23 protein-coding genes and 1 tRNA gene are annotated in these 26,156 nt (G+C 68.0%); 8 read left to right on the forward strand and 16 right to left on the reverse strand.

Features of this window, described 5'->3' with window-relative positions; all coding sequences use genetic code 11:
* The first annotated feature begins 18 nt into the window (after nucleotides 1–18).
* From P8627_RS00270 to P8627_RS00280, 3 genes are all read left to right on the forward strand, one after another.
* Nucleotides 19–2,190, forward strand: a complete 2,172-nt coding sequence (locus tag P8627_RS00270; RefSeq protein WP_279965483.1) for a polysaccharide deacetylase family protein — start codon at nucleotides 19–21, stop codon at nucleotides 2,188–2,190.
* Nucleotides 2,191–2,198: 8 nt separating this feature from the next.
* Nucleotides 2,199–2,939, forward strand: coding sequence for a tetratricopeptide repeat protein (locus tag P8627_RS00275; protein ID WP_279965484.1), 741 nt, complete (start codon nucleotides 2,199–2,201; stop codon nucleotides 2,937–2,939).
* A 185-nt stretch (nucleotides 2,940–3,124) separates the two neighbouring features.
* Nucleotides 3,125–4,105, forward strand: a complete 981-nt coding sequence (locus tag P8627_RS00280) for an MJ1477/TM1410 family putative glycoside hydrolase (protein WP_279965485.1) — start codon at nucleotides 3,125–3,127, stop codon at nucleotides 4,103–4,105.
* Here the strand turns inward: P8627_RS00280 and pelG are convergent.
* The 16 genes from pelG to pyrH all read right to left on the reverse strand — a co-directional run bounded on the left by pelG (nucleotide 4,075) and on the right by pyrH (nucleotide 19,695).
* Nucleotides 4,075–5,430, reverse strand: a complete 1,356-nt coding sequence (pelG, locus tag P8627_RS00285; RefSeq protein WP_279965486.1) for an exopolysaccharide Pel transporter PelG — start codon at nucleotides 5,428–5,430, stop codon at nucleotides 4,075–4,077. The genes P8627_RS00280 and pelG overlap by 31 nt on opposite strands.
* A gap of 64 nt (nucleotides 5,431–5,494) precedes the next feature.
* On the reverse strand, nucleotides 5,495–6,994 hold the full coding sequence (gene pelF / locus P8627_RS00290) for a GT4 family glycosyltransferase PelF (RefSeq protein ID WP_279965487.1): 1,500 nt from the start codon (nucleotides 6,992–6,994) through the stop codon (nucleotides 5,495–5,497).
* A 230-nt stretch (nucleotides 6,995–7,224) separates the two neighbouring features.
* Nucleotides 7,225–7,301 (reverse strand) — tRNA-Arg (locus P8627_RS00295).
* Nucleotides 7,302–7,343: 42 nt separating this feature from the next.
* Nucleotides 7,344–8,480, reverse strand: coding sequence for a lipid-A-disaccharide synthase (lpxB, locus tag P8627_RS00300; protein WP_279965488.1), 1,137 nt, complete (start codon nucleotides 8,478–8,480; stop codon nucleotides 7,344–7,346).
* Complete coding sequence (locus P8627_RS00305; RefSeq protein WP_279965489.1) at nucleotides 8,477–9,364, reverse strand: LpxI family protein; 888 nt, start codon at nucleotides 9,362–9,364, stop codon at nucleotides 8,477–8,479. Before P8627_RS00305 ends, lpxB begins: the two co-directional genes overlap by 4 nt.
* Nucleotides 9,361–10,158 carry an acyl-ACP--UDP-N-acetylglucosamine O-acyltransferase gene (gene lpxA, locus P8627_RS00310; protein WP_279965490.1) on the reverse strand — a complete coding sequence of 266 codons (798 nt, stop codon included), beginning with the start codon at nucleotides 10,156–10,158 and terminating at the stop codon, nucleotides 9,361–9,363. The genes P8627_RS00305 and lpxA overlap by 4 nt, the downstream gene beginning before the upstream one ends.
* Nucleotides 10,155–10,616 carry a 3-hydroxyacyl-ACP dehydratase FabZ gene (gene fabZ / locus P8627_RS00315; protein WP_279965491.1) on the reverse strand — a complete coding sequence of 154 codons (462 nt, stop codon included), beginning with the start codon at nucleotides 10,614–10,616 and terminating at the stop codon, nucleotides 10,155–10,157. Before fabZ ends, lpxA begins: the two co-directional genes overlap by 4 nt.
* A 79-nt stretch (nucleotides 10,617–10,695) precedes the next feature.
* On the reverse strand, nucleotides 10,696–11,319 hold the full coding sequence (locus P8627_RS00320) for an OmpH family outer membrane protein (RefSeq protein ID WP_279965492.1): 624 nt from the start codon (nucleotides 11,317–11,319) through the stop codon (nucleotides 10,696–10,698).
* The gene (bamA, locus tag P8627_RS00325; RefSeq protein ID WP_407932987.1) at nucleotides 11,319–13,682 is read right to left on the reverse strand and encodes an outer membrane protein assembly factor BamA; all 2,364 of its coding nucleotides are present in this window, start codon (nucleotides 13,680–13,682) and stop codon (nucleotides 11,319–11,321) included. Before bamA ends, P8627_RS00320 begins: the two co-directional genes overlap by 1 nt.
* Before the next feature lie 126 nt (nucleotides 13,683–13,808).
* Nucleotides 13,809–13,934 (reverse strand): hypothetical protein, encoded by a 126-nt coding sequence (locus P8627_RS00330; RefSeq protein WP_279965494.1) that lies wholly within the window; start codon nucleotides 13,932–13,934, stop codon nucleotides 13,809–13,811.
* A gap of 103 nt (nucleotides 13,935–14,037) precedes the next feature.
* Nucleotides 14,038–15,372 (reverse strand): RIP metalloprotease RseP, encoded by a 1,335-nt coding sequence (rseP, locus tag P8627_RS00335; protein WP_279965495.1) that lies wholly within the window; start codon nucleotides 15,370–15,372, stop codon nucleotides 14,038–14,040.
* Nucleotides 15,373–16,557 carry a 1-deoxy-D-xylulose-5-phosphate reductoisomerase gene (dxr, locus tag P8627_RS00340; RefSeq protein WP_279965496.1) on the reverse strand — a complete coding sequence of 395 codons (1,185 nt, stop codon included), beginning with the start codon at nucleotides 16,555–16,557 and terminating at the stop codon, nucleotides 15,373–15,375. It lies immediately after the preceding gene.
* Nucleotides 16,554–17,423: a phosphatidate cytidylyltransferase gene (locus P8627_RS00345; RefSeq protein ID WP_279965497.1), complete on the reverse strand. Its 870-nt coding sequence runs from the start codon at nucleotides 17,421–17,423 to the stop codon at nucleotides 16,554–16,556. Before P8627_RS00345 ends, dxr begins: the two co-directional genes overlap by 4 nt.
* A complete protein-coding gene (gene uppS, locus P8627_RS00350; protein ID WP_279965498.1) occupies nucleotides 17,420–18,169 on the reverse strand; it encodes a polyprenyl diphosphate synthase in 750 nt (249 codons plus the stop codon). Before uppS ends, P8627_RS00345 begins: the two co-directional genes overlap by 4 nt.
* A 40-nt stretch (nucleotides 18,170–18,209) precedes the next feature.
* Complete coding sequence (gene frr / locus P8627_RS00355) at nucleotides 18,210–18,764, reverse strand: ribosome recycling factor (protein ID WP_279965499.1); 555 nt, start codon at nucleotides 18,762–18,764, stop codon at nucleotides 18,210–18,212.
* A 187-nt stretch (nucleotides 18,765–18,951) separates the two neighbouring features.
* Complete coding sequence (pyrH, locus tag P8627_RS00360; RefSeq protein ID WP_279965500.1) at nucleotides 18,952–19,695, reverse strand: UMP kinase; 744 nt, start codon at nucleotides 19,693–19,695, stop codon at nucleotides 18,952–18,954.
* A 99-nt stretch (nucleotides 19,696–19,794) separates the two neighbouring features.
* Here pyrH and miaA point away from each other — a divergent pair, with 99 nt between their 5' ends.
* The 5 genes from miaA to P8627_RS00385 all read left to right on the forward strand — a co-directional run bounded on the left by miaA (nucleotide 19,795) and on the right by P8627_RS00385 (nucleotide 26,107).
* Entirely contained in the window at nucleotides 19,795–20,682 is an 888-nt protein-coding gene (gene miaA / locus P8627_RS00365) for a tRNA (adenosine(37)-N6)-dimethylallyltransferase MiaA (RefSeq protein WP_279965501.1), read from the forward strand.
* Between the two features lie 53 nt (nucleotides 20,683–20,735).
* Nucleotides 20,736–21,629 (forward strand): helix-turn-helix domain-containing protein, encoded by an 894-nt coding sequence (locus P8627_RS00370; protein ID WP_279965502.1) that lies wholly within the window; start codon nucleotides 20,736–20,738, stop codon nucleotides 21,627–21,629.
* 182 nt (nucleotides 21,630–21,811) lie between these two features.
* Entirely contained in the window at nucleotides 21,812–23,482 is a 1,671-nt protein-coding gene (locus P8627_RS00375) for an ABC transporter substrate-binding protein (protein ID WP_279965503.1), read from the forward strand.
* Between the two features lie 104 nt (nucleotides 23,483–23,586).
* Nucleotides 23,587–24,633: an ABC transporter permease gene (locus P8627_RS00380; RefSeq protein ID WP_279965504.1), complete on the forward strand. Its 1,047-nt coding sequence runs from the start codon at nucleotides 23,587–23,589 to the stop codon at nucleotides 24,631–24,633.
* Nucleotides 24,634–24,646: 13 nt separating this feature from the next.
* Nucleotides 24,647–26,107, forward strand: coding sequence for an ABC transporter permease (locus tag P8627_RS00385; protein WP_279965505.1), 1,461 nt, complete (start codon nucleotides 24,647–24,649; stop codon nucleotides 26,105–26,107).
* Nucleotides 26,108–26,156 lie beyond the last annotated feature (49 nt).

A 26,156-nucleotide genomic window follows, 5' to 3' on the forward strand; every position in this document is an offset into this window, starting at 1 on the left:
CTGCGACGGATACCCCGGGTGCTCCTGGCAGTCGGCGCATCGGTCTGGATCCCTCTCGCAGCCGCGGCCCAGCCTGTGGCCAGGGACGTCCTCGCGCTTTTCGACAGCACGACCGACGAGAGCGTCGTCGTCTCGCAGCTCCACCGATTCGTCGAGTTTCCGCTGAACCACATGGGGATGCGCGTGTCCTACTGGGATGTCGCCGAAGGGATGCCGGACTGGGCGAATGTGGACCCCGATTTCGTCGTCTCCTGGTTCCAAGCGCCGGTCCCCGACCCCGACGCCTATCTCGCTTGGATGCAGGAGGCGCGGGGCCGCGAGATCCTTATCGCGACGATCGGCGTTTCCGGGCTGCCCTATGGGGACGACGAGACCGGGGCCGATGGCGTTCTCGAAATCCACGGACTGTCCTCGGTGGGCTTTGTCCCGGTCACGTTCGGGGCCGAGATCGTCGATATGGACAGCGACGTCGTCGGCTTCGAATGCACTCCGGACGCCGTTCTCCCGCCCTTCCCCGTCCTCGTTCCGAGACGTCAGGACATCACGAGCCACCTCACGGTGCGGCCGAACCTGCCGCGCTTTCAGGGCGAAACCAGCCTCGTCACGACCAGCGATGCGGGTGGATTCGTCGCCTTCGGATTCGCGCTCTGCCGTTTGCCCGAAACCGAGACGGTTCAATGGCTCATCGACCCCTTCACCTTCTTCTCGCGGGCCTTCGATCTCGGCCGCTGGCCGGTTCCCGATACCACGACGCTGTCGGGACGGCGCCTCTATTTCAGCCATATCGACGGTGACGGCTGGAACAATGTGTCCGAGATCCCGCTTCCGTGGGACGAGAGACCCTTGTCGGCGGAGGTCATCAACGAGCGTATCCTGAAGGCCTACCCCGCGTTCCCCGTGGGCGTCGGCCTCATCGGCGGCGACGTCGATCCGACGCTCGGGGCCCCTGACGCGGGCGCGCGCCTGGCGCGCGACGCCTTCGCGCTGCCGAATGTCGAAATCGGCGTGCACGGATACACTCATCCTTTCCTCTGGTGGTATTATGAGGATTACGATCGGCAGGCCGAATTGGATCTCATCGCCGAACAGCGCGGTGACCCGGACGCGACGCCGCTCGATCGGTTCCTTCGCCGCGTCAGGGGCGAGAACGACTCCTCGCGCATGTCGGTCAATTACGGGCTCATGCTCCCGCGGGCCCATGCGCAGCGGCCATTCTCGCTCGAGGAGGAGATCGACGAGGCGATCGCCGTCGCCAATGCCATCGCCCCGGAAGGCAAGACCGCGCAGGCCTTCTATTGGACAGGCGACACGCGGCCCTTCCCGGAAGCGATCGCAGCGACGGTTGCCGCAGGCGTGCGCAACATCAACGGCGGAGACAGCCGGTTCGACAGCGTCTACCCCTCCATGGCCTACCTCTCGCCGCTCGGCCTGAAGGTCGGGGCGCACCGGCAGATCTACACGGCCAATGCCAACGACAATATCTATACCTCCGGCTGGACGCGGGACTTCCACGGAATGCGACTGGTCGCGGAGACGGTCGAGCGCACGGGGTCCCCACGCCGATTGAAGCCGTTCAATCTCTACTACCACACATTCGCGGGCGAGAGGTTCGCAAGCCTCGAAGCGCTGTTCTTCCTCCATGAGCTTGCCGCCTCCGAGGAGTTCATTCGCGTCTTCCCGTCCCGCTACATCGACACCGTGACGGGCTTCTTTTCGGCCGAGATCGAGCAGATCGGAGAAAACGCGTGGGCCATCCGCGACCGCGGCGATCTGCAGACGCTGCGCATCGATCGGCTCGGCTCCCTCTCGGTGGATTTCGGCGCGAGTTCAGGCGTGATCGGCCAGCGCCGGTTCGGCGACGCTCTCTATGTCAGCCTCGATCCGGCCGACGCCGCGCCGGTCCTGCGGCTTGCAGCGGAGCCGGAGCCCGCGATCCATCTCGTCGAGGCGAGCTGGGAGATCACGCGCTTCGCCGTCGACGATTGCAGCCTGGCGGTCGATGCCGAAGGGTTCGGCGAGGGTCGTATCCGCATCGCCGGCATCGACGCCAAACGCGTCGAAATCGTCGCGCATCGTGACGGTATGATCATCTTCGACGGGGACGTCCCGGTCGAAGACGGCCAGCTCGATATCGGGCTTCCCGAGGCCGTCGACGAGGCGACACGCCTCGACATCAGATGTCGGCGCTAGGCTGAGCGATGCGGTTCACTGGCGGGTTCATGGTTTCGGTCTTGGCAGTCGTCCTTCTGGCGGCGGCCGTCCTGCTGGTGCCCAGCCGCGCCGACGAGGCGACGCTGCTCCTCCGGGATGGAAAGGCACGCCTGGCACTTTCAGTCGCGGAAGACGCGATCGAGGCCGATCCCGCGGACGAGCGCGCGCTGCGCATCCTCGCGCAGACCCAGATGCATTTGGGTCGCACGCGCGCTGCCGAGACGACGTTGCGACGCCGCATGGACGTCACCGGCCCCACGCATCTCGCCCTTCTCGATCTTGGGCGCCTCTATCGCTCTCTCGGGCGGCCGCAGGACGCAGCCGCGTACTTCCTGGAGCTGCCGGCCGAGACGCTCACACAAGGTGAACAGGCCTATGTCGCGGGCTGGCTTCGGCGCGCTCGCGACCCGGAGACGGAACGCGCCTTTCTCGCGGCGGTCTTGCGCGGCGGCAATCTGGATCAGGCGGGAACACAGCGTTATGCGGAGCTCCTCGCCGCCAGCGGGCAATCGCGCGAAAGCCTCGAGGTTTTCCGTGCCCTCGATCAGAAGGGCGAGCTCGATCACCGCGGGATGCTGCAATTCTACGGCGTCCTGCTCGCGTCCGGGTCTGTGCAGGAAGCGGCCGAGCGGGCGGCCGCGTGGGCGGCGGGCCCGGGGTCAGAACAGCTGGTCGAAGGGATCGCGCAGCTCGATGTTGCCTTTGCCCGGGAAGAAGCGCGAAATTGATGCGTGCTGGCACATTTCCGCCGGTTTGGATCGCTCGTGCCGCCCGGCGTTTCAAAGCCTTTGTGACGAACGATCATGGATCGGCACTGGACCACGCGCTCAGGCCCCAAATGCCCGGAGATAGGCCCATGCCTTGGACTGCGACTCGAACAGGATCCATCGCAGCGAAATGGCGGCGAGCCCTGGTGCTTTTGGCCGCGTCGTTCTTTTTCGTCATTTGCGCGGCCTGCGTGCAATCGCCGAGCGCGTCCCCGATCCCCGACGCGCAATCCGCCCGGAACAGTTCAGGAAGCGCTTCGCCGGCATCGCCTAGCCTCAGGTTCGAGATCCGCCAGTTCTCGGTCAAGCTGACCCATACCGGGGTTTCGGAAGTCGACCGATCGGATACCGACTTCGTCATCATCGACCCGACCGGATTGGATCGTCAGGAAGTCGCCCGCCTGAAGACCAGACCCGACGGCGCGCGGCGTGTCGTCGTCGCCTACATCAACATCGCGGAGGCGGAGACCTACCGCGACTATTGGCGAACGGCCTGGAACGCGACCCCGCCGCGCTGGCTCGGGGCCGCCAACCCCGACTGGGCCAACCATTACTACACGGCCTATTGGGACCCGCAGTGGCAGAGGATCCTCTTCGGCAGCCCCGCTTCGAAGCTCGACCGGATCGTTGCCGCCGGCTTCGACGGCGTGTTCATGGACGGCGTCGACAAATACGCCGTCTGGCCCGGTCGGCGCGCGCAGTCCGAGCGCGACATGTATACGCTCGTGGATCGGATCGCCAATTACGCGCGGGCCCGCACGCCGGGCTTTCTCATCATCCCGAACAACGCCGAAGCGCTGCTCGACAACCCGCGCTACCGGTCGACGATCGATGCCATCGTCAAAGAGGATCTTTTCTTCGGGGTCGGCGGCGACGGCCGCCCGAACAGTCTCAGCCTCGTGAGCTGGTCGCTCAGACAGCTGCGACTTGCCACAAATGACGATTTGCCCGTGCTCGTGGTCGAGTACGTGTCGGACGCGGGCAAGAGGGACTACACCGTACGACAGCTTCGCGCGAACGGGCTGCTCGGAACATTCGGGCGGCGGGACCTCGCGCGGCTCACGCTGCCGATCCCGGCCGGCGCGGGCTCGGTCAATCAGCTGCGCCGGCTCCCGAGGATGGATTGAAGCCGACCGGCGGCGATCATGAAGATGTGCTCGTTCAAGCGCGCCAGAACCGATTGCGTGGCAATCGCGGCGACGATAGCGCCGACCGATGCGCCGACGAGGTAGCCGACGCCGAACCACCGCTCCCCGAATTCGAGCAGCCCGGCCGAAGCCGCGACCGTCGCGAGAAGAAAGGCGCCCTGGACAAGGCAGAACAGGCGCCGTGCATCGAGGTAGATCAAGACGACGCTCGAGAGGATCACGATGAGATGCATGACCGAGCCCATCGCGGTGATCTGCATCACCGAGACCTGGCTCGATTGCAGGATATTCGCCTCCGCGGCGAGCGGGGCCGCCGCGACGAACGCGATCGCGGTCAGGATCTGCGCTGCCACGAGCGTCACGGCGCTTCGCGCGACCAATGACGTCAGACGCGCCGCGGATGCTTGGAGCTGCTTCAGCGAGCCATGCTGCTCGATCAGGTCGTGATGGCGTCGGAGACCTCTGAACAGGGTCGTCTCGAAAAACACGATCAACAGGGCAAAGCCCGGCACAAGCGCCAGAAGCCCGAAGAAATGCGGCGTGTCGTAGAGTTCGGCGGCCCGGAATCCGGAGGCATTGGTTTCGCCGAACGCGGACAGCCAGACGACCAAGGTGCTCGCCCAGATCGCGAGCGCCCCCATGAAGGCGCCGAAGGATAGGTACGCGAATTTCGAGAGACTTCTCAGGACCCCGCGAATGGCCGATGTGGCCGACCGGATCGGAAACGGAAATGACGACAGAAAGACCGGGATCAGGGCACCGAGGCTGACCGCGAGCCCCGCGGCATAGGCCATCGCCATGACCCAGGCGATGCCGGTCTGAATTCCGGCGATGACGGCGGCGACGAGGCCGATCAACGTGCCTGTGAAATAGGCGGCCAGAACTGCGCGCACGGCGAAGATCGCGCTGCAGAACGTCGACGCCGTCCAAATCATCGCGACGAGGGTCGAAAACGTCACGCCCGTGAGAATGATCGCGATCGGCTGATCGAGGACGATTCCGAAGACGACAAGGGCCAGAGCGGCGGCTGCCAATCCGGCGACCGCGAAGCATGCGAAGAGAAGGGCCGGCGCCTTCTCCGGCTGTCGCTTGTAGAGCGCATCCGAGAACCGCCGCGTGGCGGGCAGCAGGATGGCCGCGCTGCCGATCGAGGCTATCGCGAAGGAGTAGATCGCGATGAGGCGGAAGTCTTCCGAGACCGGCGCCGTGACCGAGATGCGGGAGACCGCGCTGACCAGGCCGATCCCGAAGATCGTCAGCAACCAATGGCCCGAGGCGACGAGGGCGCCGGTGAAGACCGCCACGAGCCCCCCTGCCAACCCACCCTCGACCGCAAGGCGTTCGAGCCTGAACCCAATTCCCGCCACGCTATGCCTCCGAGACGTCCGGAAGCGCCTCGCGCCCCGAATGGGCCTCGTAGAGGTCGGCATAGGCCCTGCACATCTTCTCGAGACCGAATTGATCGCGGACACGGGCCTTCAACGCCGCACCCCGTCTGCGCGCTTCCTCAGGATCGTTGAGAAGCTTCATGATCGCCTCGGCCGTTCCCTGAGGCGACATCAGCTCCGTGATGTAGCCACCGGGCGTCTCGTCCGAGGGGCCATCGCCGAATCCCTCGATGATATCGCGGCAGCTGCCGACATCCGTCGCCACGCATGGAAGCCCCGCGGCCCCCGCTTCGAGGAGGGTCAGCGGCTGGCCCTCGCTGAGGCTTGTCAGAACGATCATGTCGACCTGCGCGATGATCTTCGCCACGTCGCGCATCCCGAGGAATTTCAGCTGACTGCCGATGCCGAGTGACGCCACCGTCTCGTGGCATTTGCGCGCGTATTCCGGTTCCTCGTCTTCGGGGCCCACGATCCATCCCTCGGCATCCGGATGCGCCTGGAACACGATGTCCATGGCGCGGATGAAGGTGTCGACATCCTTGATGGATACGACCCGGCCGATGAAGGCCACGACCTTCCCGGATCGCGGCCCTTTCAACTGGATGCCCGAAAACCGTTCGAGGTCGATCCCGTTGGCGATGACCTGCGTCTTCTCCGGGGCGGCCCCAAGGCGATGCTGCGCGGCCTGCGCGCTTCGAGACAGGCTCGTGATACGGCTGCTGCTGTCGTAGCAGAGCCTGCCCATGCTCTCGAACGCCCTGATCCAGACGTCGCGCGCGTCCGGCCTCTGGTCGGAGAGATAGGCGTCGCTCTCGAAGCTGTCATGCAGCGCAACGGAGGCCATGAGCTCGACGGTCCTCTCGTTGGTGTAAATCCCGTGCTCCGTCAGGAGCAGAGGCCGCCCCGTGCGCCGGGTCGCGGCGGCCCCGAACAGCCCTGCATAGCCCGTTGAAATCGCGTGATAGACGCCGGCCCTCGGCGCCGCATACTGCAGGACTTGCATCACGCTGTTCTGAAGCGTGTACCAGACCCAAAAGAACTGCTGGAACGAAGTGGCCGGCGCGAGACGGTTGTACATGTCCCGCGCGAGGTTCCAGATCTCCGCGTCCCGGGCATTCCTGAGAGGCGCGGATGGCGGCAGCAGGTCAATCAGCTCGGCGAAATCCTTTGCGGACGCCTCGAAGAAGGCCCCTTCGAGCACGTCAGCCAGGGGCCGCTCTCCGCGGAGCGCGGCCCTGGGCAAGGACCGGTCGCGCTTCAGAATGATCGTCGTCTGGCCGATCAAGTTCGGAAGCGGCCCGTATTTCGAGGTCAGATCGGCGCCTTCGGGCTGAATCGACACGACGTGGAAGGTCGTCTCGGGCAAGGACGCAATCAGCGTATGGGTCCAGCTGCTGACACCGCCAAAGACAAAGGGGTAGCAGCCCTCGAGGATGAGGCAGACATCCGCGATATCCGTATCTGGACTGCTGGCCGACAAGATCGCTGTCCCGGCGGTTGGGTCTGGGCGCGTTGAACCGTATCTCAAGAGAGTACCCCTCTCCCGGATGCAGTCTTCGGACAGATGAACCATTTGGCAAGGCTGATGATTTTCGCGCGGTCTTCCGTGACCGTCGCGTCCACGGATGCCGATGGCGCGCCCCGCACCCCGTTCAGATGATCCGGCACCTGCCAGAGCGACAAACGGCGATGCATGATCTGTATGTGAAGTGGCGCACCCATCAGGATTCGAACCTGAGACCTCTGCCTTCGGAGGGCAGCGCTCTATCCAGCTGAGCTATGGGTGCCTTGCGCGTCGGGATAGCCGGGATGACCCGGCCCCGCAAGCGTCACCTGTCGAGCTGTGCCAGCACCGAGCGCGCGGCGCGCAGGCCCGGCGCCTCGCCGCCCTGCCCCAGCCGCTCCATCGTCACGGCCATCGCGTCGCGCTGGCGTTCGCGCTGCGAGGGAACCAGCATCAGCGCGGCGAAGGCGCGGCCCACATCTTCGGCGCGGCAGGCCGGACCCAGGAATTCCGGAACGGCCCGGGTCTCCGAAATCAGGTTGACCAGCGTGACGGTATCGACCCGCATCATCCGCGAGATGACCTGCCAGCTGAACCAGTTCATGTCGTAGGCGATCACCATCGGCACGGCGTTCGCCGCGAGCTCCAGGCTGACGGTGCCCGACGCGGCCAGCGCCGCGCGGGCGCTCGCAAAGGCCGCCCGCCGTTCGGCCGGGTCGGTCACGAGGACGGCGGCGCCCTTCCATCCGCGCGACGCCTCGCGGAGCGCGCCCTCGAGATGCGGCAGGGTCGGGATGACGACCCGCGCGTCGTCGGGCAGCCGCGCCAGCGCCGCGCCGAAGATCGGCACGAGGCGCGAGATCTCGCCGCGGCGGGATCCGGGCAGGACCAGCGCCACCGGCCCGTCGATGCCGTGGGCCGCGCGGAACGCGGTGACCTCCTCGGGCGTGGCGCGCGGCTCGGCCACGACCGGGTGGCCCACGAAATCGCAGCTCATCCCGGCGCGCTCCATATAGGGCGGCTCAAAGGGCAGGAGCGCGAGCACGTGGTCGATGACGCGCGCCATGCGGTCCGCGCGGGCGGGCCGCCAGGCCCAGACTGAGGGGGCCACGTAGTGGATCGTCTTCAGGTCGGGCCGCGCGTCGCGGGCCTTGCGGGCGACGCGGAGGCAGAAATCGGGGCTGTCGATCGTGACAAGCGCGTCCGGCCGGGCGTCGGCGATGGCGGCGACCGCCTCGTCGCGGCGGCGAAACAGCTCGGGCAGGCGTGGCAGCACCTCGGCCAGGCCCATCACCGAGAGCGCCTCCATCGGGAAGAGGCTGTCGAGCCCTTGCTCCGCCATCAGCGGGCCGCCGATGCCCGAGACCGTCAGGCCCGGCTCGAGCTGGCGCAGCCCGGCGATCAGTGCGGCACCCAGCCGGTCGCCCGACGGCTCGCCCGCGATCAGGAAGAGATGCGTCACCGCGACCAGGCGGCGAGGAACAGGCCCGCGCCGCGCAGCTGGGCGGCCACCTCGTCGCGCTCCAGCACGAGCACGCCGCCCGCCTCGACCGCGATCCCGTTCAGCCCGGCCGCGGCCGCGCGCCGGACGGTTTCGGGGCCGATCGTGGGCAGGTCCACGCGGCGATCCTGGCCGAGTTTCGGCGCCTTGAAGAACACGCCGCCCTCGGGCCGCTCGAAGGCGGGAAGGCCGGGCTGCGCGCCGCCGCCCGACAGCCAATCCGCGGCCCCGCCGAAAAGGTCGAACCCGCCGGCGCCCCGCGGCGGGGCGGCCGGACGCCGGGCGAGGCTCGCCAGCATCCAATCCGTGCCGGGCAGCGTCTCGACCGCGAGGACCTGGCCGCCGGCCACGACGCAGCCCTGCCCGATATCGAGCGCGGAGAGCCCCTCATGCACCTCGGCGGCGCGGGCGATATCGACCAGGTCCCGCTCGGAAGGCGTGCCCTGCGTGGGCAAGTCCAGAAGCTGCGGGGCCACCTCCTGCGGGGCGAGCACCGCGATGCCCGCCTCCTCGAAGATCTCCATGACGGCGCGCAACGCCGCGTCGTCGCCCGCGCCCAGCACCTGCATGATGCGCGGCACCAGCGGCGCGGTGGCCGCGTCGATGGCGGACGGGTCGACCTTCGGCCGCGACACGGCCCCGGCGAAACAGGCGCGGTCCACGCCGCGGTCGCGCAGATCGGCGATGAAGCTGCCCAGATGCTCCAGCCGGAATGCGCGGGACTGGCCGACCCCCTCCGGCGCGAAGCCCTGCAGGTGACAGGCGAACCAGTCCTGCCCGGCCAACGCGTTGGCCAGCACGCGGGGCAGGCCGCCCCGCCCCGCGATCAGCGCGAGACGGCTCATTTCGGGACCAGGAAGCTGCGGTCCGAGGCGCCGGTGATGAACTGCACCATGTCTTGCACGTATTGGCTCTCGGTCTCCTCACCGAGACGGCGGGCCCGCTCGAGAAAGGTGCCCTCGCCCTGTTTCAGCGTCAGAAGCGCGATGCGCAGCGCCTGGATATCGGCCCGGGGCACGCCGCGCCGTTTCAGCCCCACGAGGTTCAGCCCGTCGAGCTCGGCCCGGGGCCCCTGCACCAGGCCGTAGGGCACGACATCGTTCGTGACCATCGACAGCGCGCCGATGATCGCGCCGCGCCCGATGCGCACGAATTGGTGGATGCCCGACAGGCCGCCGATGATGACGTCGTCCTCGACCACGCAATGCCCGGCCACGGCGGTCTGGTTCACGACGATCACCCGGTCGCCGATCTGGCAATCATGGGCGACGTGGCAGCCCGCCATGAACAGCCCATCATCCCCGATCCGGGTCAGCCCGCCCCCGCCCGCGGTGCCCGCGTTGATGGTGACGTGTTCGCGGATCCGGTTGCGCGCGCCGATCACCAGCCGCGTGCGTTCGCCGCCGAATTTCAGGTCCTGGGGGATCTCGCCGATCGAGGCGAAGGAGAACACGGTCGTGCCGGGGCCGATGTCGGTCCAGCCGGCAACGACCACGTGGCTGCGCAGCTCGACCCCTTCGCCGAGCGTGACCTCGGGCCCGACGATGCAGAACGGGCCGACCCGGCAGGACGCGCCGATCGTGGCGCCCTCCTCGACGATGGCCGAGGCATGGATCCGGGCCGAGGGGTCGACGCTCACTTCGGCACGTCCAACATGGCCATCAGCTCGGCCTCGGCGGCCATCTCGCCCTCGACCGAGCCGACGCCCTTGAAGCGCCAGACCTTGCCCCCCGGCTTGCCGCGCAGCACCTCGAGCCGCAGCTCGAGCACGTCGCCGGGCACGACCTTGCGGCGGAACTTGGCGTTGTCGATGCCCATGAAATAGACGAGGAAGCCCGTATCGATGAGGTTCTGGCTGATCCCCACCAGAACCGCCGCAGTCTGCGCCATCGCCTCGATGATCGTGACGCCGGGCATGATCGGCGTGCCGGGGAAATGGCCCTGGAAATGCGGCTCGTTGAAGGTGACGTTCTTGATGCCGGTGGCCGAGACGTTCGGCTCGATATCGCGCACCTTGTCGATCAATAGGAAGGGATAGCGATGCGGGATGATCCGCTGGATCAGGTGGATGTCGGCCTCGGTGGCGATTTCGGTCATGCGGTCTTTCCCTGTCGCGGCTCTCGGGCGGGCTTAGCGCGCGGCCGGTGCGGGACGCAAGCGTGGGGCCTGTCCGGCGTCAGTCGGCGGGATCGGGGCTCGCCTCCGGGGCGGCGAGCGGCGCGTCGGGCCGCGGGCCGGGCGGGGCGTTTCCGATATCGCCACCCTCGCCCAGGACCGCGTCGATGCGCTGTGCGGCGAGCGCGGTGATGTCGACCTGATCGGCGCTGGCCAGCACAAAGCGGCGATCGAGGATCACCAGCGCGCCCGTCTCGCGGGCCAGGTCGACGAGGATCGGGTTCGCGCGTTCCAGAAACAGCTGCTGTGCCCGCTCGCTCTGCTGGGCGATGGCGCGCGCCTTGGCGTCCTGCGTCTCACGAATCTCGGTCACGCGGGCGTCGAAATCCCCGGCCAGCGCGCGGAACTCCTCCGCCGGCAGCGTCGCCCGGCGCTCAGTCAGGTCCCGCTCCTCGGCCTGAAGCTCCTGCTCGATGCGGCGGTTTTCGCGCGCCAGCTCCTGCGAGGCGGCCTCGATATCGCGCGCAACGCGCTGGCCGAACAGGCTGCCGGAATAGAGCGCGTCGCGATCGAGCACGACGACCGCCGATTGCGGAATGCCCTGCCGCATCGGCTGGCCCTCGGCCGGCGCGAGCGCCGGCCACAGGCCCAGGGCGACCGAGATCGCGGCCGCGAGACGTCGCATCAGAAGCGCGTCGAGATCGTCAGATCGAAGGTCTGCTCGCGGTCGTAATCGCGCTTGTTGATCGCGCGCGTGAAGTTGAACCGAAGCGGTCCGATCTGCGTGTCCCAGAGGATCCCGAAGCCCACCGCCGAGTTCAGGAAGAAGCTGTCATCCACCGGGTCGAGGCCGGCGGTCCCGCCATTGGTGTCGTCCAGACCCCAGATCGACGCAGCGTCCAGGAAGGCCGCGCCCGAGATGCCGTATTCCTCCGGAAAGATACCGAGCGGGAACTGCGCTTCGAGCCGGGCCGCGACGAAATAGTTGCCGCCGAGCGAGGCGTTGTTGGCATTAAGGTCGCGCGGGCCGATGCCGCCGGACTCGAAGCCGCGGATGATGGACTGGGTGTTGAAGAAGCGGTTGGCCTGAAGCGAGTTCTGGCCGCTGTTCGAGATCAGGGCCCCGCCTTCCAGAACACCGTTCAGGATGACCTCCTCGTTGCGGATCGCGCGCCGGCCGACCAGGGCGAAGGTATTCTTCACGAACTCGGCGTCGCCGCCCAGCCCCGCGAAGGACTGGCCGAAGCTCAGCCGCACGCCGCGCGTCGGATCGAGGCCCCGGCCGATGGTGTTGATGCTGTAGGTATAGCCGATCTCGGAGGTCACGTTCGAGCCGACATCGGCGGCCAGGATCGCCGAGAGGTCGGCGGGCGTGCCGTCGCGCGCGCTAAGCTTGTCGTCCGAGTAGGAGTAGCGCAGCGCCAGCCGGCGGAACTCGCCCACGGGGAAGGAGACGCCGAAGGACAGCCCTGCGGAGCGAGTGTCGAAGGTGAAGTTGTCGTTGTCGCTCTCGCGGTAGAAGATCGAGAAGCTGGCGGCCAGATCGCGGCCCAGGAAATAGGGCTCCACGAAGGTCAGGTTCGAGGCCGAGGACTGGCTGCTGGTGTCGAAGGCAAAGGCGAGGCGCTGGCCACGGCCGAGGAAGTTGCTCTCCGAGAAGCTGACGGACGCGCCGGCGCCAGAGTCTTCCGAATAGCTGACGCCGAAGCCCAGCGAGCCGGTGGGCTGCTCTTCGACATCGACATCGACGATCACCTGCTCCGGCGCGGTGCCCTCGCGCGCGCTGACCTCGGCCTGGCTGAAATAGCCGAGGGCGCGGATGCGTTCGGCCGCGGCGCGGATCTCGCGCGGGTTGAAGGGGTCGCCCTCGACCGTGTTGAACTCGCGCCGGATGACGCGGTCCAGCGTGGTTGCGTTGCCCTCGATGTCGATGCGCTCGACGAAGAGCCGCTCGCCGCGCTCGACCACGAAATCGACGTCCAGCGTCAGGTCGCGGTCGTTGCGGGTGATCTGCGGCGTGACGCGGATGAAAGTCAGGCCCTGGCGCGTCGCCAGAAGCTCCAGCCGCTCGATCGTGCGCTCGATCGCCTGGGGCGAGAAGACGTTGCCGGGCCGGACGCGGATCTCGGATTGGTACTCGGCCACGTCGATCTGCGGCAGGTCCGAGACGGCGGTCAGCTGGCCGAAGCGGAACTGCTGCCCTTCCTGAACGCGGAAGGTCAGGAAATACGCGTCGCGCGAGGGCGACAGCTCCGGCGTCGCGGAGAGCAGCTGGAAATCGGCATAGCCGCGCGACAGGTAGAAATCGCGCAGAAGCTGGCTGTCGAACGCGATGCGGTCGGCGACGAAGGTGTCCGAGCCGATCAGCAGGCGGAAGATGCCCGCCTGCGTCGTCTCGAGCACCCGGCGCAGCCGCCGGTCCGAGAAGGCGCGGTTGCCGACGAAGCTGATGCGCTCGATCTCGGAGACGCGGCCCTCGGCCACCTCGAAGACGAGATCGACGCGGTTGTCGCTGCGGCGGATGATCTTGGGCTGCACGGTCGCGGCGAGCCGCCCGGCGGCCACATAGGCGTCGGTGATCGCGGCGGCGTCCTGTTCGGCCAGCGTGGGGCTGTAGACCCGGCGCGGCTGGCTCTGGATGACGCTTTCCAGGTCCTCGTCGGCGATGCGGCGATTGCCCTCGATCGAGATGCGGCTGATCGTGGGATATTCCTCGACGATGACCAGCAGGCGGTTGCCCTGCGGCACGATCTCGACGGTTTCGAACAAGCCCGAGGCCTGGAGGCGCTGGAACCCGTCATTGAGCGTGGCCGCGTCGATCGCCTGGCCGCGGGCGACACCGAGATTCGTCAGGATGGTCGCGGTCTCAATGCGCTGGTTGCCCTGCACCTCGAAGCTGTCGAAGCGGAAGGTCTGCGCCTGGACCGATTGGGACGCGACGACCAGCACGAAGGCCGCCAACGCCGCGACCGCCATGCGGAAGCCCCTGCGAAACAGGGGCTCGCGCCCCCGACCGGCCCGTGTGCAGGCCTTGCCGAAATCGTCCATGTCCATCCGCCCCGTCCTCGCAATTCTTGCGTCGAGTCAGTAGCGAAGGGGCGGAGGCCTGTCAAAGCGACAGCCGCCCCGAACGGAGCGGCTGTAGCGGGAATGAAACAGCTGGGTCGAATGGCGTCAGATCGACTGGATCCAGCCCGCCAGCATCATGGCAAGCGCGATCGCGAAGACCGACAGAAAGCGGTCGATATTCAGGCCCATGAAGACGGAAAGCCCGCGATATCCGTTTTGCACGTGACGCATCCTGAGATCCTCCGGCGTTGCTCGACGGATGTGGAATGCCGAGGCAACATGGCAGGAATTGGGCGGCCTTTGGGCGATTTCGCGCAGGCGCGCGGAAGCCCCCTCAGGGACAGGTCAGGTCGTTGAAGAGCGCGAAGACCATCAGCGCGCCCATCAGCGCAAGCCCCACCGTCATCAACACCTTGACCGCCCCGTCGGATGGCGCCCGCCCCGAGACGGCCTCGTAGGCGTGGAACACCAGGTGGCCGCCATCGAGCACGGGGATCGGGAACAGGTTCAGCATGCCCACCGCCGCCGACAGGACCGCGATGAACCAGATGAAATTGGCGAAGCCTTGGCTGGCCGCGGCGCCCGAGGTTTCGGCGATGCCGATCGGGCCGGACAGGTTGCAGGTGCTGATCTGGCCGGTGACGATATGGCTGAGCGCCGAAAGCGAGGAGCGCAGGATGAACAGCGTCTGGTCGACGCCGTAGCCCAAAGCCGCGATCGGGCCCGCCCGCTCGGTGACCGGCTCGAAGAACAGCCCGCCCGAAATGCCCAGAAGATAGCGCGTCTCGAAGCCGCCATCGGGCAGCGGCAGGTCGCTGCTGCGCGGCGCGATAGTGAAGTCCAGAAGCTCGCCGTCGCGCCAGACGGTGATCGCGAGCGGCGCGCCCTCGCTGGCGGCGACGCGGTCCTGAAGCTCGCCGAAGGAATGGATCGGCTCGCCCTCGACCGCGCGGATGGTGTCGCCCGGCTGCAGCCCGATATCCCAGGCGGCGGAGCGCGGCTGCACCACGTCGACGCGTGCCGGCATGGGCGGCGCCGCCTCGACGTCGAGGACGGCCCCGTCGCGGCGGATCTCGTAGGGTAGCGTCCGCGCCGGCGGCTGCGCGCGCCCGGCCTCGGTCAGCTCGGCCAGGGTGGCGACGGGCTGGCCCGCGATGGACAGCACCTCGTCGCCGGGCTGCAGCGTCTGAACGTCGGCCGGCAAGTCCTTGATTTCACCTATAACGGGCCGTTCGACCGCCTGGCCCGCGACGATCACGAACGCCCCGAAGACCAGGATCGATAGGATGAAGTTGAAGATCGGTCCCGCCGCCACGGTCGCGGCGCGGCGCCAGAGCGCGGCGCCCGTCATGGTCTGCGCCCGTTCCTCCGCCGACATGGTCGCGACCTCGCCATCCGCGCCCACCGACGCGGCATTGGCATCGCCGCGGAACTTGACGTAGCCGCCCAGCGGCAGCGCGGCGACCTGCCATCGGGTGCCGTGCCGGTCCATGCGCGAGAACAAGATCGGGCCGAAGCCGATCGAGAAGACATCCGCCTTGATGCCGCACCAGCGCCCGACGATGTAATGCCCGTATTCGTGGATCGCGACGATGATCGACAGCGCCACGACGAAGGCCAGCACCGTGTAGATCAGGCCGCCGAATTGCGGGATGAGGCTGAGATCCATTCAGGCGGTCCTTACGTCTGCGCGCGCCAGCTCACACGCGATCGCGCGGGCGGCCCGGTCGGTGTGAAGCACCATATCGAGATCCAAGGTGTCAGCTTCAAGGCGACCATCGGCCGCCATCCGGTCGAGAACCGTCTCGACCAGCGGCGCCATCCCGGTGAAGGGCAGCGCGCGGTCGAGGAACAGGTCCAGCGCCGCCTCCTTGGCGGCGTTGAAGGCCGCGCCGGTCAGGCCGCCCTCCTCCATCACGCGGGTGGCCAGCGCCAGCGCCGGATAGCGCGCGGGATCGGGCGCGTGGAAGTCGAGGCATGCGACGCGGGCGAGGTCCAGCCGTTCGACCGGCAGGTGCCGGCGCTCGGGCCAGTGCAGCGCGTAGCCGATGGCGTGGCGCATGTCCGGCGCGCCCAGATGCGCCATCAGCGCGCCGTCGTTGAACTGCACCAGCGCGTGGACCAGCGATTGGGGATGAATGACCGTGGCGATCTTCTCGGGCGGCAGGCCGAAGAATTCCTTGGTCTCGATCAGCTCCATCGCCTTGTTGAACATGGTGGCCGAGTCGATCGTGATGCGCTGGCCCATGTCCCAGTTCGGATGCGTGCCCGCCTGCTCGGGCGAGGCCGAGGCCAGGTGCTCCAGCGGCCAGTCGCGCAGCCCCCCGCCGGAGCCGGTGATGACGACCTGCTCGACCGCCTCCATCCGCTCGCCGACGAGCGCCTGGAAGACGGCGGAATGCTCGCTGTCGACGGGCAGGACGGTCGCGCCGTGGCGCCGGGCCTCGGCCATCAGGAGCGGGCCCGCGCAGACCAGGCTCTCCTTGTTGGCCAGCGCCAGCGTGCCGCCGTGGTGCAGCGCGCGCAGCCCGGGGACGAGGCCCGCGGCGCCGACGATGGCGCTCATCACCCAGTCGGCCGGCCGGTCGGCGGCCTCCTCCAGCGCGCCCTGCCCCGCGGCGGCCTCGACGCCCGATCCCGCGAGCGCCGCGCGCAGCTCCGGCAGCCGCTCCTCGTAGGCGGTGACGGCCAGCGCGGCTCCGAGCCGACGGGCATCCTCGGCCAGGCACGCGATATTGGCGCCGCCCGTCAGCACCACCACCTCGTAGGCCTCGGGGTCGCGCCCGATCAGATCGAGCGTGTTCTGCCCGATGCTGCCAGTGGCTCCGAAGACGCTGACGCGGCGGCGGGTCATCCGACCCCCGGCACCGGCGGGAATTCCGAGATCGACTCGATCACCAGCAGCATGAGCGCCGCGCCCAGCATGGCGTCGAACCGGTCGAACAGTCCGCCATGACCGGGCAAGAGGTTCGAGCTGTCCTTCACGCCGACCTTCCGCTTCACCGCCGATTCCGCGATGTCCCCCATCTGCGCCATCATCGCCAGCGCGACGGAGATGCCGATCGTCTCCCACCCGGCATCGAGCCAGACCGCCCAGACGAGGCCCACCAGGGCCGCGCCGATCCAGCCCGCGATCGTGCCCGACCAGGTCTTCTTCGGGCTGACCCGCGGCCAGAACTTCGGCCCGCCCAGCATGCGGCCGGCGAAATAGCCCGCCACGTCGGACATCACCACGACGGCGATGAGCCAGAGCATCCAGAGCAGGCCGAACTGCGTCAGGTGCTGCGTAAGGCTGAGCCCCGCCAGCACGATGGCCGCCGAGAAGCCCACCATGATGCGGCGGTGGCGGTGCAGGAAAGCCACGCCCGCCATCGGCACCAGCATGAGGATCGGCAGACCGAAGCCGATGGGCAGCAGGTTGGCCAGGAACAGCCCGCCCCCGCCCAGCCCGGCCATCAGGCGCGCGCGCTTGGGTCCGCAGCGCAGCATGGTCGCCAGTTCCCACAGCATCAGCCCCACGGCGAGCGAAATCAGCGCCACAAACCAGAGCCCGCCGATCCAGATCGCGACGCCGCCGACCGCGGCCAGGACGACCGCCGTCATCAGACGCGGCGCGAGGTCCTGGAAGCGGCCCGCGACCTGCGGCTCGAGCGGCGGGTCGAGCGCGAAGTCGAAGAGCGGCGGCTCCTCCGCCTCGCTGTCCTCGGGCTCTCGGCTCACGCCGTGACGCCGCCGTATCGGCGCTCGCGCCGCCCATAGCGGGCGATCACGTCTTCGAAATGCGCGCGCGTGAAATCGGGCCAGAGCGTGTCGACGAACTCGTACTCCGAATAGGCCGACTGCCAGAGCAGGAAATTCGAGATGCGCGCCTCGCCCGAGGTGCGGATGACCAGATCCGGATCGGGCAGGACATGGGTGTCGAGATAGCGCGGCAGCGTCTCGTCGCAGATCGCCTCGGGGTCGAGCTTCCCGGCGGCGACGTCGCGGGCCAGCCGCTTGGTGGCGCGCGCGACCTCGTCCCGGCCGCCGTAATTCAGCGCGATGGTCAGGTTGATCCGCGTGTTATGCGCGGTCAGCGCTTCGATCATGTCCATGAGGCCGCGCAGCTTGGCATCGAGCCGCACCCGGTCGCCGATAAAGCGCACGCGCACGCCCTCGGCCAGCAGGTTCTGCGCCTCGGCCTCGATGTAGCGGCGGAACAGGCCCATCAGGCCCGACACCTCCTCCTGGGTGCGTTTCCAGTTCTCGGTCGAGAAGGCGAAGATCGTCACGAAGCTGATGCCCAGGTCGGGGCAGGCCTGGACGATCTCGCGCACGCGCCGCGCGCCGGCGCGGTGGCCCAGAAGGCGGGGACGGCCCCGCTTCTCGGCCCAGCGGCCGTTGCCGTCCATGATGATCGCGACGTGGCGGGGCCCCGTGCCGGGGCCGTCCGGCCCCGCGGTGATGGCTTTCGCCGCTTCGCTCATCTCATCCGCCCTTCCTGGCCTGCGGCCCGCATCAACCCGGTCAAACCTGCATGATCTCGGCTTGCTTGCGCTCCAGCGCCTCGTCGACGGCCTTGATGTAGCGGTCGGTCATCTCCTGGACCTCGCTTTCCCACATCTTGCGCTCGTCCTCGGGCGGCTCGCCCTTCTTGATCTGGTCCATGCCGTCGCGGCGGACGTTGCGGATCGAGACGCGGGCGTTCTCGGCATATTGGCCGGCGACCTTGGTCAGGTCGCGGCGCCGCTCCTCGTTGAGCTCGGGGATGGGCAGCATGATGATGGTGCCGTTGAGCTGCGGATTGATGCCGAGGCCGCTTTCCCGGATGGCCTTCTCGACCTTGCCGACCAGCGACTTGTCCCAGACGTTGACGGTTACCATCCGCGGCTCGGGGACGTTGACGGTGCCGACCTGATTGATCGGGGTGGGCTGGCCGTAGGCGTCGACCATCACCGGCTCCAGCATCGAGGCGGAGGCCCGCCCGGTGCGCAGCGAGCCGAACTCGGTGCGCAGATTGGTCATCGCGCCATCCATCCGGCGTTCGAGATCATCGGTGTCCAGCTCGAAATCGTCTGCCATCTCTCGTCCTTCCGTGGCCTCGGAACGCTATAGCTGGCGCGTCCCGGGGAGGGAAGCGGGCAGATGCGGCATGCCGGGCGCAGGCTTGCAGGAAATCATCACCCCCTCCCGCATCGCTGCGGCCGACGGGGTACGACGAAAGACGTGAAGATGGTCTTTCCGGGTCGGCGGGACCCGGGACCGCAGGTTAATCGGACACCCGCGTATAGGTCCCCTCGCCCGCGAGGATGCCGCGGAAGCCGCCCGGCGTGTCCAGCGAGAAGACAATGATCGGCAGCCCGTTCTCGCGCGCCAGCGCGATGGCCGAGGCGTCCATGACCTTGAGATGCTTCGACAGCACCTCGTCGTAGCTGATCTGCTCGTAGCGCTTGGCGTCGGCGTGCTTCATCGGGTCCTTGTCGTAGACCCCGTCCACCTTGGTGCCCTTGAAGATCGCTTCGCAGGCCATCTCGGAGGCGCGCAGCGTGGCCGCCGTGTCGGTGGTGAAATACGGGTTTCCGGTGCCGGCGGCGAAGATGACGATCCGCTTCTTCTCGAGGTGGCGCACGGCGCGGCGGCGGATATAAGGCTCGCAGACCTGGTCCATCGGGATGGCCGAGATGACGCGGGTGTGCAGGCCGAGCGCCTCCAGCGCGCCCTGCATCGCCAGCGCGTTCATCACCGTGGCGAGCATCCCCATGTAATCGGCCGTCGTCCGCTCCATCCCCTGGGCCGAGCCCTGCAGCCCGCGAAAGATGTTGCCGCCGCCGATCACCATGCAGACCTCGACGCCCATCTGCTGGACGGATTGCACCTCGCGGGCGATGCGTTCGACGGTGGGCGGATGCAGGCCGAACCCCTGGTCGCCCATCAGCGCCTCGCCCGAGATCTTCAGCATGACGCGGTTCAGAACGGGGCGGGCGGGGATGGCTTCGGACTGGGCTTCGGTCATGTCGGATCCCCCGCGGCTGTTGCGGGCCCGTCTATGGCCGAATACCCCCTCGGGGGCAACCGGACCGGATCGGTCCGCGGGGGAGAGACGGGAGCCCGGATGAAGCGGCTGATCGAGGATATCGCGGCGGACCGGCCCGTGCTGATCGCGGGGCCGACGGCCAGCGGGAAATCGGCGCTGGCGCTGGCGCTGGCCGAGGCGCAGGAGCGCCCCGTCGTCAATGCCGACGCCCTGCAGGTCTTCGCGGATTGGCGCGTCCTGACGGCCCGGCCCTCGCCCGACGAGGAAGCGCGCGCGCCGCACCATCTCTATGGCCATGTCGAATGGACCCGGGCCTATTCCGTAGGCGACTGGCTGCGCGACGTGACGCCGCTTCTGGACCGCCGCCCGGTGATCGTCGGCGGCACGGGGCTCTATTTCCGGGTCCTGACGGAAGGGCTGGCCGACATCCCGCCGACCCCGCCCGCGATCCGGGCCGAGGCGGAGGCCCGGCTGCGCGACTGCGGGCTGCCCGCACTGGTGGCCGATCTGGATCCCGCGACGGCGGCGGGGCTCGACCGCAACAACCCGATGCGGGTGATGCGCGCCTGGGAGGTGGCGCGCGCCACCGGCCGCTCGATCCGCGACTGGCAGGCCGAGACGCCGCCCCCCGCCCTGCTCTTGTCCGCCGCGACCGCGCTGGTCCTCGACGCGCCGAAGGAATGGCTCGATCCCCGGATCGTCCGCCGGTTCGACCAGATGCTGGCCGCCGGCGCGCTGGAGGAGGCGCGCCGGGTCCTGCCGCGCTGGGATCCGACGCTCAATGCCGCGCAGGCCATCGGCGCGCCCGAGCTCATCGCGCATCTGCGCGGCGAGCTTCCGCTCAGCGAGGCGCGCGACCGCGCCATCCTGGCCTCGCGCCGCTACGCCAAGCGCCAGCGGACCTGGTTCCGCGCGCGGATGGGCGGCTGGCGGCGCATCTCGGCGCCGGAACTGGCGTCCGGCTGACCTCGCGCCCGAGGGGCTTTGACATCCCCGCCCGGGACATGGAGGCTCGACCCATGTCGCGCATCCGCCTCTTCGAGTCGCGCGGGCTGTCCGAGGCCGACCGCCTTGCCGGCCTGCATCAGGAGATGGTGACGCCGCTGGCCCGCGTCGGGCGCTGGCGGCGCGAGCGCCCGCATGTCGAAAACCACGCCGTCCTGATCTGGATCCCCCGCGGGCAGGGCCGTATCACCACCCTGGCCAAGACCCGGGGCTATGCGCCCGCCACGGCGATCGTCCTGCCGCCGCGCACGCCCTTCGCGATCCAGCCCGGCGCGATGACCGAAGGCAGCCTGACCCGCCTGCCCGACCTTTTCGAGGCGCCGATGCCGTCCGAGCCGCGGACGCTGCGCGTGTCCGACATGGCCACGCAGGGCGAGCTGTCGGGCCTGCTCGACCGGCTGGGGCGCGCCGGCGACCTGGCCGATCCGCCCACGGGCCGCGCGGCGCTCGCGCGCGTCATCCTGCTCTCGGCGCTGGTCGAGCGGATCGACCGGCTGCACCCCGACCGCCCCCGCAACGCCGCCGACCGGCTGGCCGCCGCCTTCGCCCGCGCCGTCGAGGACCGGCTCTGCGAGGGACTCCGGCTGGAGGACATGGCCGGCCTGCTGGACGTCACGCCCACGCATCTGACCCGCACGATCCGCGCCACCTGCGGCATCACCGCGGCGCGCTACATGAGCGAGCGCGTGATGCACGAAGCGCGCCGGCGCCTGGCCGATACCGACGACAGCGCGGCGACCATCGCGGCGGCGCTGGGCTTCGGCTCCGCGGCCTATTTCACCCGCGCCTTCGGTCGCGTCACAGGCGAGACCCCGTCCGCCTTTCGCAAGCGCGAGCGCCGGGTTGCCGTTGCGTCACCTGCGACATCGCGCCCGGACAGAGGGCCCCGATCGCGCGCGATTGTCTGAAAGCGACACCAGAAAGCGGGCTCCGTTGTCGTTTTCAGGCGGAGTCAAGTCGATTTGCGCCGTTGACCCTCGGGGGTCGATGGGCCCTATTGGCACGGTCCCGGGGTTCGACTGGATCCCGGCAAGGCCCGCAGCCCGAAAATGAGGCCGCGGGAGAAACGAATAAAGGGAGATGACGACGTATGACGAAGCACGATCCGAACCTGGCCGAGGGGATCCACCCCGGCGCCGTGATGTTTGCGGACGAACACAAGCGCGGCCTGATGGACCGGCGCGAGTTCCTGACGCGGGCCACGGCGCTCGGTGTGTCGATCCCGGCCGCTTACGCGATGATCGGCGCGACACCCGCCAAGGCGGATGCCCACATGCAGCAGGGCGGCACCGTCCGCATGCAGATGGAAGTCCGTGCGCTGAAGGATCCGCGCACCTTCGACTGGACCCAGATGTCCTATGTCGCCGCCGGCTGGCTGGAATACCTCGTCGAGTACAATTCCGACGGCTCGTTCCGCGGCATGCTGCTCGACAGCTGGGAAACCAATGACGACGCCACGGTCTACACGCTGAAGGTCCGCCCGGGTGTGACCTGGAACAACGGTGATCCGTTCACCGCCGAGCATGTCGCCTTCAACTTCGCCCGCTGGGCCGAAGCCGACGCCGAGGGCAACTCGATGGCCGCGCGCGTTACCTCCATCGTCGATCCGGAGACCAACATGGCCGCCGAGGGCGCGATCGAGGTCGTGGACGACCTGACCGTCCGCCTGAACCTGCTGCAGCCCGACATCACGCTGATCCCGGGCATCGCCGACTACCCGGCGCATGTCATCCACCCCGATCAGGACCCGACGGACCTGCTGGGGCAGCAGCTCGGCACCGGCCCCTATCTCAGCGAAAGCCACGAGGTCGGCGTGAAGTCGGTCCTGGTCCGCAACACCGATCACGACTGGTGGGGCTACGACGCCGGCTGGGGCGCCGCGCTGGACCGGATCGAATATGTCGATTACGGCACGGACCCCTCGGCCTGGCTGGCCGCCGCCGAGTCCGAGGAAGTCGACGCGATCTACGAGAACGTGGGCGAATATGTCGACATCTTCGACAGCATCGGCTGGGCCAAGTCGGAAGTGGTCACGGGCTCGACCATCGTGATCCGCCCGAACCAGCAGACCGAAGTCAACGGCATGCGCCCCTACGAGGACAAGCGCGTCCGCCAGGCGTTGGTCATGGCCTGCGACAACTCGGTCCTGCTCGAGCTGGGCTATGCCGGCCAGGGCGTGGACGCGATCAACTGCCATGTCGGCCCGGTGCACCCGGAATTCGACGACACGGCCGAGCGTCTGCCCTATGATCCGGCCCGCGCGCTGGAGCTTCTGCAGGAAGCCGGGATGGCCGATTTCGAGCACGAGCTGTTCTCGATCGACGACGACTGGCGCCGCAACACCACCGATGCCGTGGCAGCCCAGCTGCGCGACGCGGGCATCCCGGTGAAGCGGACGATCCTGCCCGGCTCCACCTTCTGGAACGACTGGACGAAATACCCGTTCAGCTCGACCAACTGGAACCACCGCCCGCTGGGCACGCAGGTCCTGGGTCTCGCCTACAAGTCGGGCGTCGCTTGGAACGAGTTCGGCTGGTCCAATGCCGAGTTCGACGCCCTGCTTGCGGAGGCCAACGCCATCGCCGACGCCGACACGCGTCGCGAGGTGATGGGCAAGATCGAGCGGATCGTCATCGAGGAGGGCGTGACCATCCAGCCCTACTGGCGCTCGCTCTTCCGGCACTATCGCGAGGGCGTGGTCGGCATCGACATGCACATCGCCTACCTGCCGCAGATGTATAAGTGGGGCCTCGCGGCCTGACGACCTGATCGGGGCCGCCCTTCGCCGGGCGGCCCCGGTTCACTTCACGCCCGGAGGTGCGATCAAACCTCCGCAAAAAGAACGACAGGGACCGGGGGCACCACATGGGTCTGTTCATCCTGCGTCGCGTCGGCGTCATGCTGCTGACGGCGCTTTGCCTGACATTCATCGTCTTCCTGCTGACCAATCTCGAACCCAATCTCGAGAAGCTGGCGAAGAACCAGGCCAACAACCGCATGTCGGACGAGCAGGTGGTCACCTGGCTCGACTCGCGCGGCTATCTCGATCCGATGCCGATCAAATACGCGCGCTGGCTGGGCCTCGCGCCGGCCTTCACCCGCGAGGAAGGCGGCGAGGTCGTGTTCTCGCGCTGCGCCACGCCGGGGGTCGATCCCGCGGATGCGCCATCCTTCTGCGGCGTGCTGCAGGGCTCCTGGGGGTTCTCGACGGTCTTCAAGGCGGATGTGCTCGCGATCCTGGCCGAACGCGGCTGGCAGACGGCGAAGCTCATGTTCTTCGTGATGCTGGTCATGGTGCCCGGCGCGCTGATCCTCGGCGTGCTGGCCGGCATGAAAGAAGGCTCCAAGCTCGACCGCTCCCTCTCCACCGTCTCGATCGCCACGACGGCGACGCCGGAATACGTCTCGGGCGTGATCTTCATCGCGGTCTTCGCCTCCTCGGCGGTGGGCCTGCGATGGTTCAAGGGCACGGCCACCTCGGCGATGGAGAACATCACCTTCGAGAACTTCACCCTGCCGGTGCTGACGATCGCGCTTTACGGGATGGGCTATATCGCGCGGATGACGCGGGCCTCGATGACCGAGGTCATGACCGCGCAATACATCCGCACCGCGCGGCTCAAGGGCGTCGCGTTCAAGACCATCGTCCTGCGCCACGCGCTGCGCAACGCGCTGATCGCGCCCTTCACCGTCATCATGCTGCAGTTCCCGTGGCTGCTGAACGGCGTGGTGATCGTCGAGACCCTGTTCAACTACAAGGGCTTCGGCTGGACGCTGGTGCAGGCCGCCGGCAACAACGACATCGACCTGCTTCTGGGCGTGTCCATCATCTCGGTCGTGGTCGTTCTGGTCACGCAGCTGATCTCCGATATCGGCTACGTGTTCCTGAACCCGCGGATCCGAATGGCCTGAGGGAGGAGAGCTCATGGAATTGCTAACCTGGACCGGCGATCTCGGCGACGTTCTCGACCCGATCCTCGCCATCGCCGTCATCGCGCTTCTGGTGACCACCGCGCTCGCCGTCGCCACCAGCTTCGTCGCCACCGCCGACCGCGTGGTCATCAACACCGACGGCACCGCCGCCGTGGCCGAGGGCTTCCCCGGTCTCGTCAGCCGCGCCCAGACCTACGCGCTCTGGGCCACGGTCGCGACGATCGTGGCCTATATCGTCGCCGGCATGGTCGTCGGCCACGAAGGCGCCGGCATCTTCGGCGGGATGAGCCAGGCCTTCACCCCGGTCTGGCTGTCGCTCGCTGTGATGTTCACGCTGAGCTTCGTCTTCAAGCGGCGGCTGGGCCTTTACGGCAAGCTCTTCGATTCGACCATCGGGATGATCGGCTTCGCGCTGGTCATGTTCTGGACCTTCACCGCCTTCTATTCCGGCGTGACCGAGCTGATCTACACACATGATCCGCTCAGCCAGGTCTCGGGCATGAAGAACGAGCCGCCGGGCACGCCCCTGATGGGCGCCGAGGGCGCGGATTATCCGTTCTACCTCCTGGGCGGGGACAACCTCGCGCGCGACGTGTTCAGCCGAATGGTGCAGGGCTCGACCATCGTCATGCAGATCGCGCCGCTGGCCACGCTCTTCGCCTTCATGGTCGGCATCACGCTGGGCCTGCCCGCGGGCTATTACGGCGGCCGGCTGGACACGGTCCTGTCCTTCATGGCGAACCTGATCCTCGCCTTCCCGGTGATCCTGCTCTTCTACCTGCTGGTCACGCCGGAAATCGTCGCGACGGGCCTGCCCAACTACATGGCGGCGGTGCTGTTCATCTTCCCGCTGGCCTTCCTCGCGGTGCTGATCAACTCGCGCTACCGGACGCAGCCGCCGACGCGGAACCTCTATCTCGGGGTGACGATGGCGGTAGGGCTTCTGCTCTACTTCTCGCTCGTCTCCGACCAAACCTCCGAGATCGCGCTGTTCCGCGCCTGGCCGGGTTTCCTCGACCTGTTCGACATCCCGGGCCAGGTGCTGATCGTCTTCGTCTCGGTGGTGTTCGTGAACTCGCCCACGGTGTTCCGGATCGTCCGGGGCCTGACCCTCGACATCAAGACGCGCGACTATGTGGCCGCGGCCCAGACCCGGGGCGAGACGCCCTGGTACATCATGCTGTGGGAGATCCTGCCCAATGCGCGCGGGCCGCTGATCGTCGATTTCTGCCTGCGCATCGGCTACACGACGATCCTTCTGGGAACGCTCGGCTTCTTCGGCCTCGGCCTGCCGCCCGAAAGCCCGGATTGGGGATCCACGATCAACGAGGGCCGCAAGCTCCTGTCGATCTATCCGCATGCCGCCATCGTTCCGGCGCTGGCCCTGCTCAGCCTGGTGCTGGGTCTCAACCTGCTGGCCGACGGCCTGCGCGAGGAGAGCCTGCGCGACTGATCCTCACGGGTCCGAAAATACTCCGGGGGTCCGGGGGCAGTGCCCCCGG

Source organism: Jannaschia sp. GRR-S6-38, assembly GCF_029853695.1.
GTDB lineage: Bacteria > Pseudomonadota > Alphaproteobacteria > Rhodobacterales > Rhodobacteraceae > Jannaschia > Jannaschia ovalis.

Bases quoted from the DNA above. Each gene is read 5' to 3' on its own strand.
- P8627_RS00275 (WP_279965484.1), top strand. From the start codon at position 2,199: ATGCGGTTCACTGGCGGGTTCATGGTTTCGGTCTTGGCAGTCGTCCTT.
- P8627_RS00305 (WP_279965489.1), bottom strand. From the start codon at position 9,364: ATGAGCCGTCTCGCGCTGATCGCGGGGCGGGGCGGCCTGCCCCGCGTG.
- fabZ (WP_279965491.1), bottom strand. From the start codon at position 10,616: ATGACCGAAATCGCCACCGAGGCCGACATCCACCTGATCCAGCGGATC.
- P8627_RS00320 (WP_279965492.1), bottom strand. From the start codon at position 11,319: ATGCGACGTCTCGCGGCCGCGATCTCGGTCGCCCTGGGCCTGTGGCCG.
- bamA (WP_407932987.1), bottom strand. From the start codon at position 13,682: ATGGACGATTTCGGCAAGGCCTGCACACGGGCCGGTCGGGGGCGCGAG.
- P8627_RS00330 (WP_279965494.1), bottom strand. From the start codon at position 13,934: ATGCGTCACGTGCAAAACGGATATCGCGGGCTTTCCGTCTTCATGGGC.
- rseP (WP_279965495.1), bottom strand. From the start codon at position 15,372: ATGGATCTCAGCCTCATCCCGCAATTCGGCGGCCTGATCTACACGGTG.
- dxr (WP_279965496.1), bottom strand. From the start codon at position 16,557: ATGACCCGCCGCCGCGTCAGCGTCTTCGGAGCCACTGGCAGCATCGGG.
- uppS (WP_279965498.1), bottom strand. From the start codon at position 18,169: ATGAGCGAAGCGGCGAAAGCCATCACCGCGGGGCCGGACGGCCCCGGC.
- frr (WP_279965499.1), bottom strand. From the start codon at position 18,764: ATGGCAGACGATTTCGAGCTGGACACCGATGATCTCGAACGCCGGATG.
- pyrH (WP_279965500.1), bottom strand. From the start codon at position 19,695: ATGACCGAAGCCCAGTCCGAAGCCATCCCCGCCCGCCCCGTTCTGAAC.
- miaA (WP_279965501.1), top strand. From the start codon at position 19,795: ATGAAGCGGCTGATCGAGGATATCGCGGCGGACCGGCCCGTGCTGATC.
- P8627_RS00370 (WP_279965502.1), top strand. From the start codon at position 20,736: ATGTCGCGCATCCGCCTCTTCGAGTCGCGCGGGCTGTCCGAGGCCGAC.
- P8627_RS00375 (WP_279965503.1), top strand. From the start codon at position 21,812: ATGACGAAGCACGATCCGAACCTGGCCGAGGGGATCCACCCCGGCGCC.
- P8627_RS00380 (WP_279965504.1), top strand. From the start codon at position 23,587: ATGGGTCTGTTCATCCTGCGTCGCGTCGGCGTCATGCTGCTGACGGCG.
- P8627_RS00385 (WP_279965505.1), top strand. From the start codon at position 24,647: ATGGAATTGCTAACCTGGACCGGCGATCTCGGCGACGTTCTCGACCCG.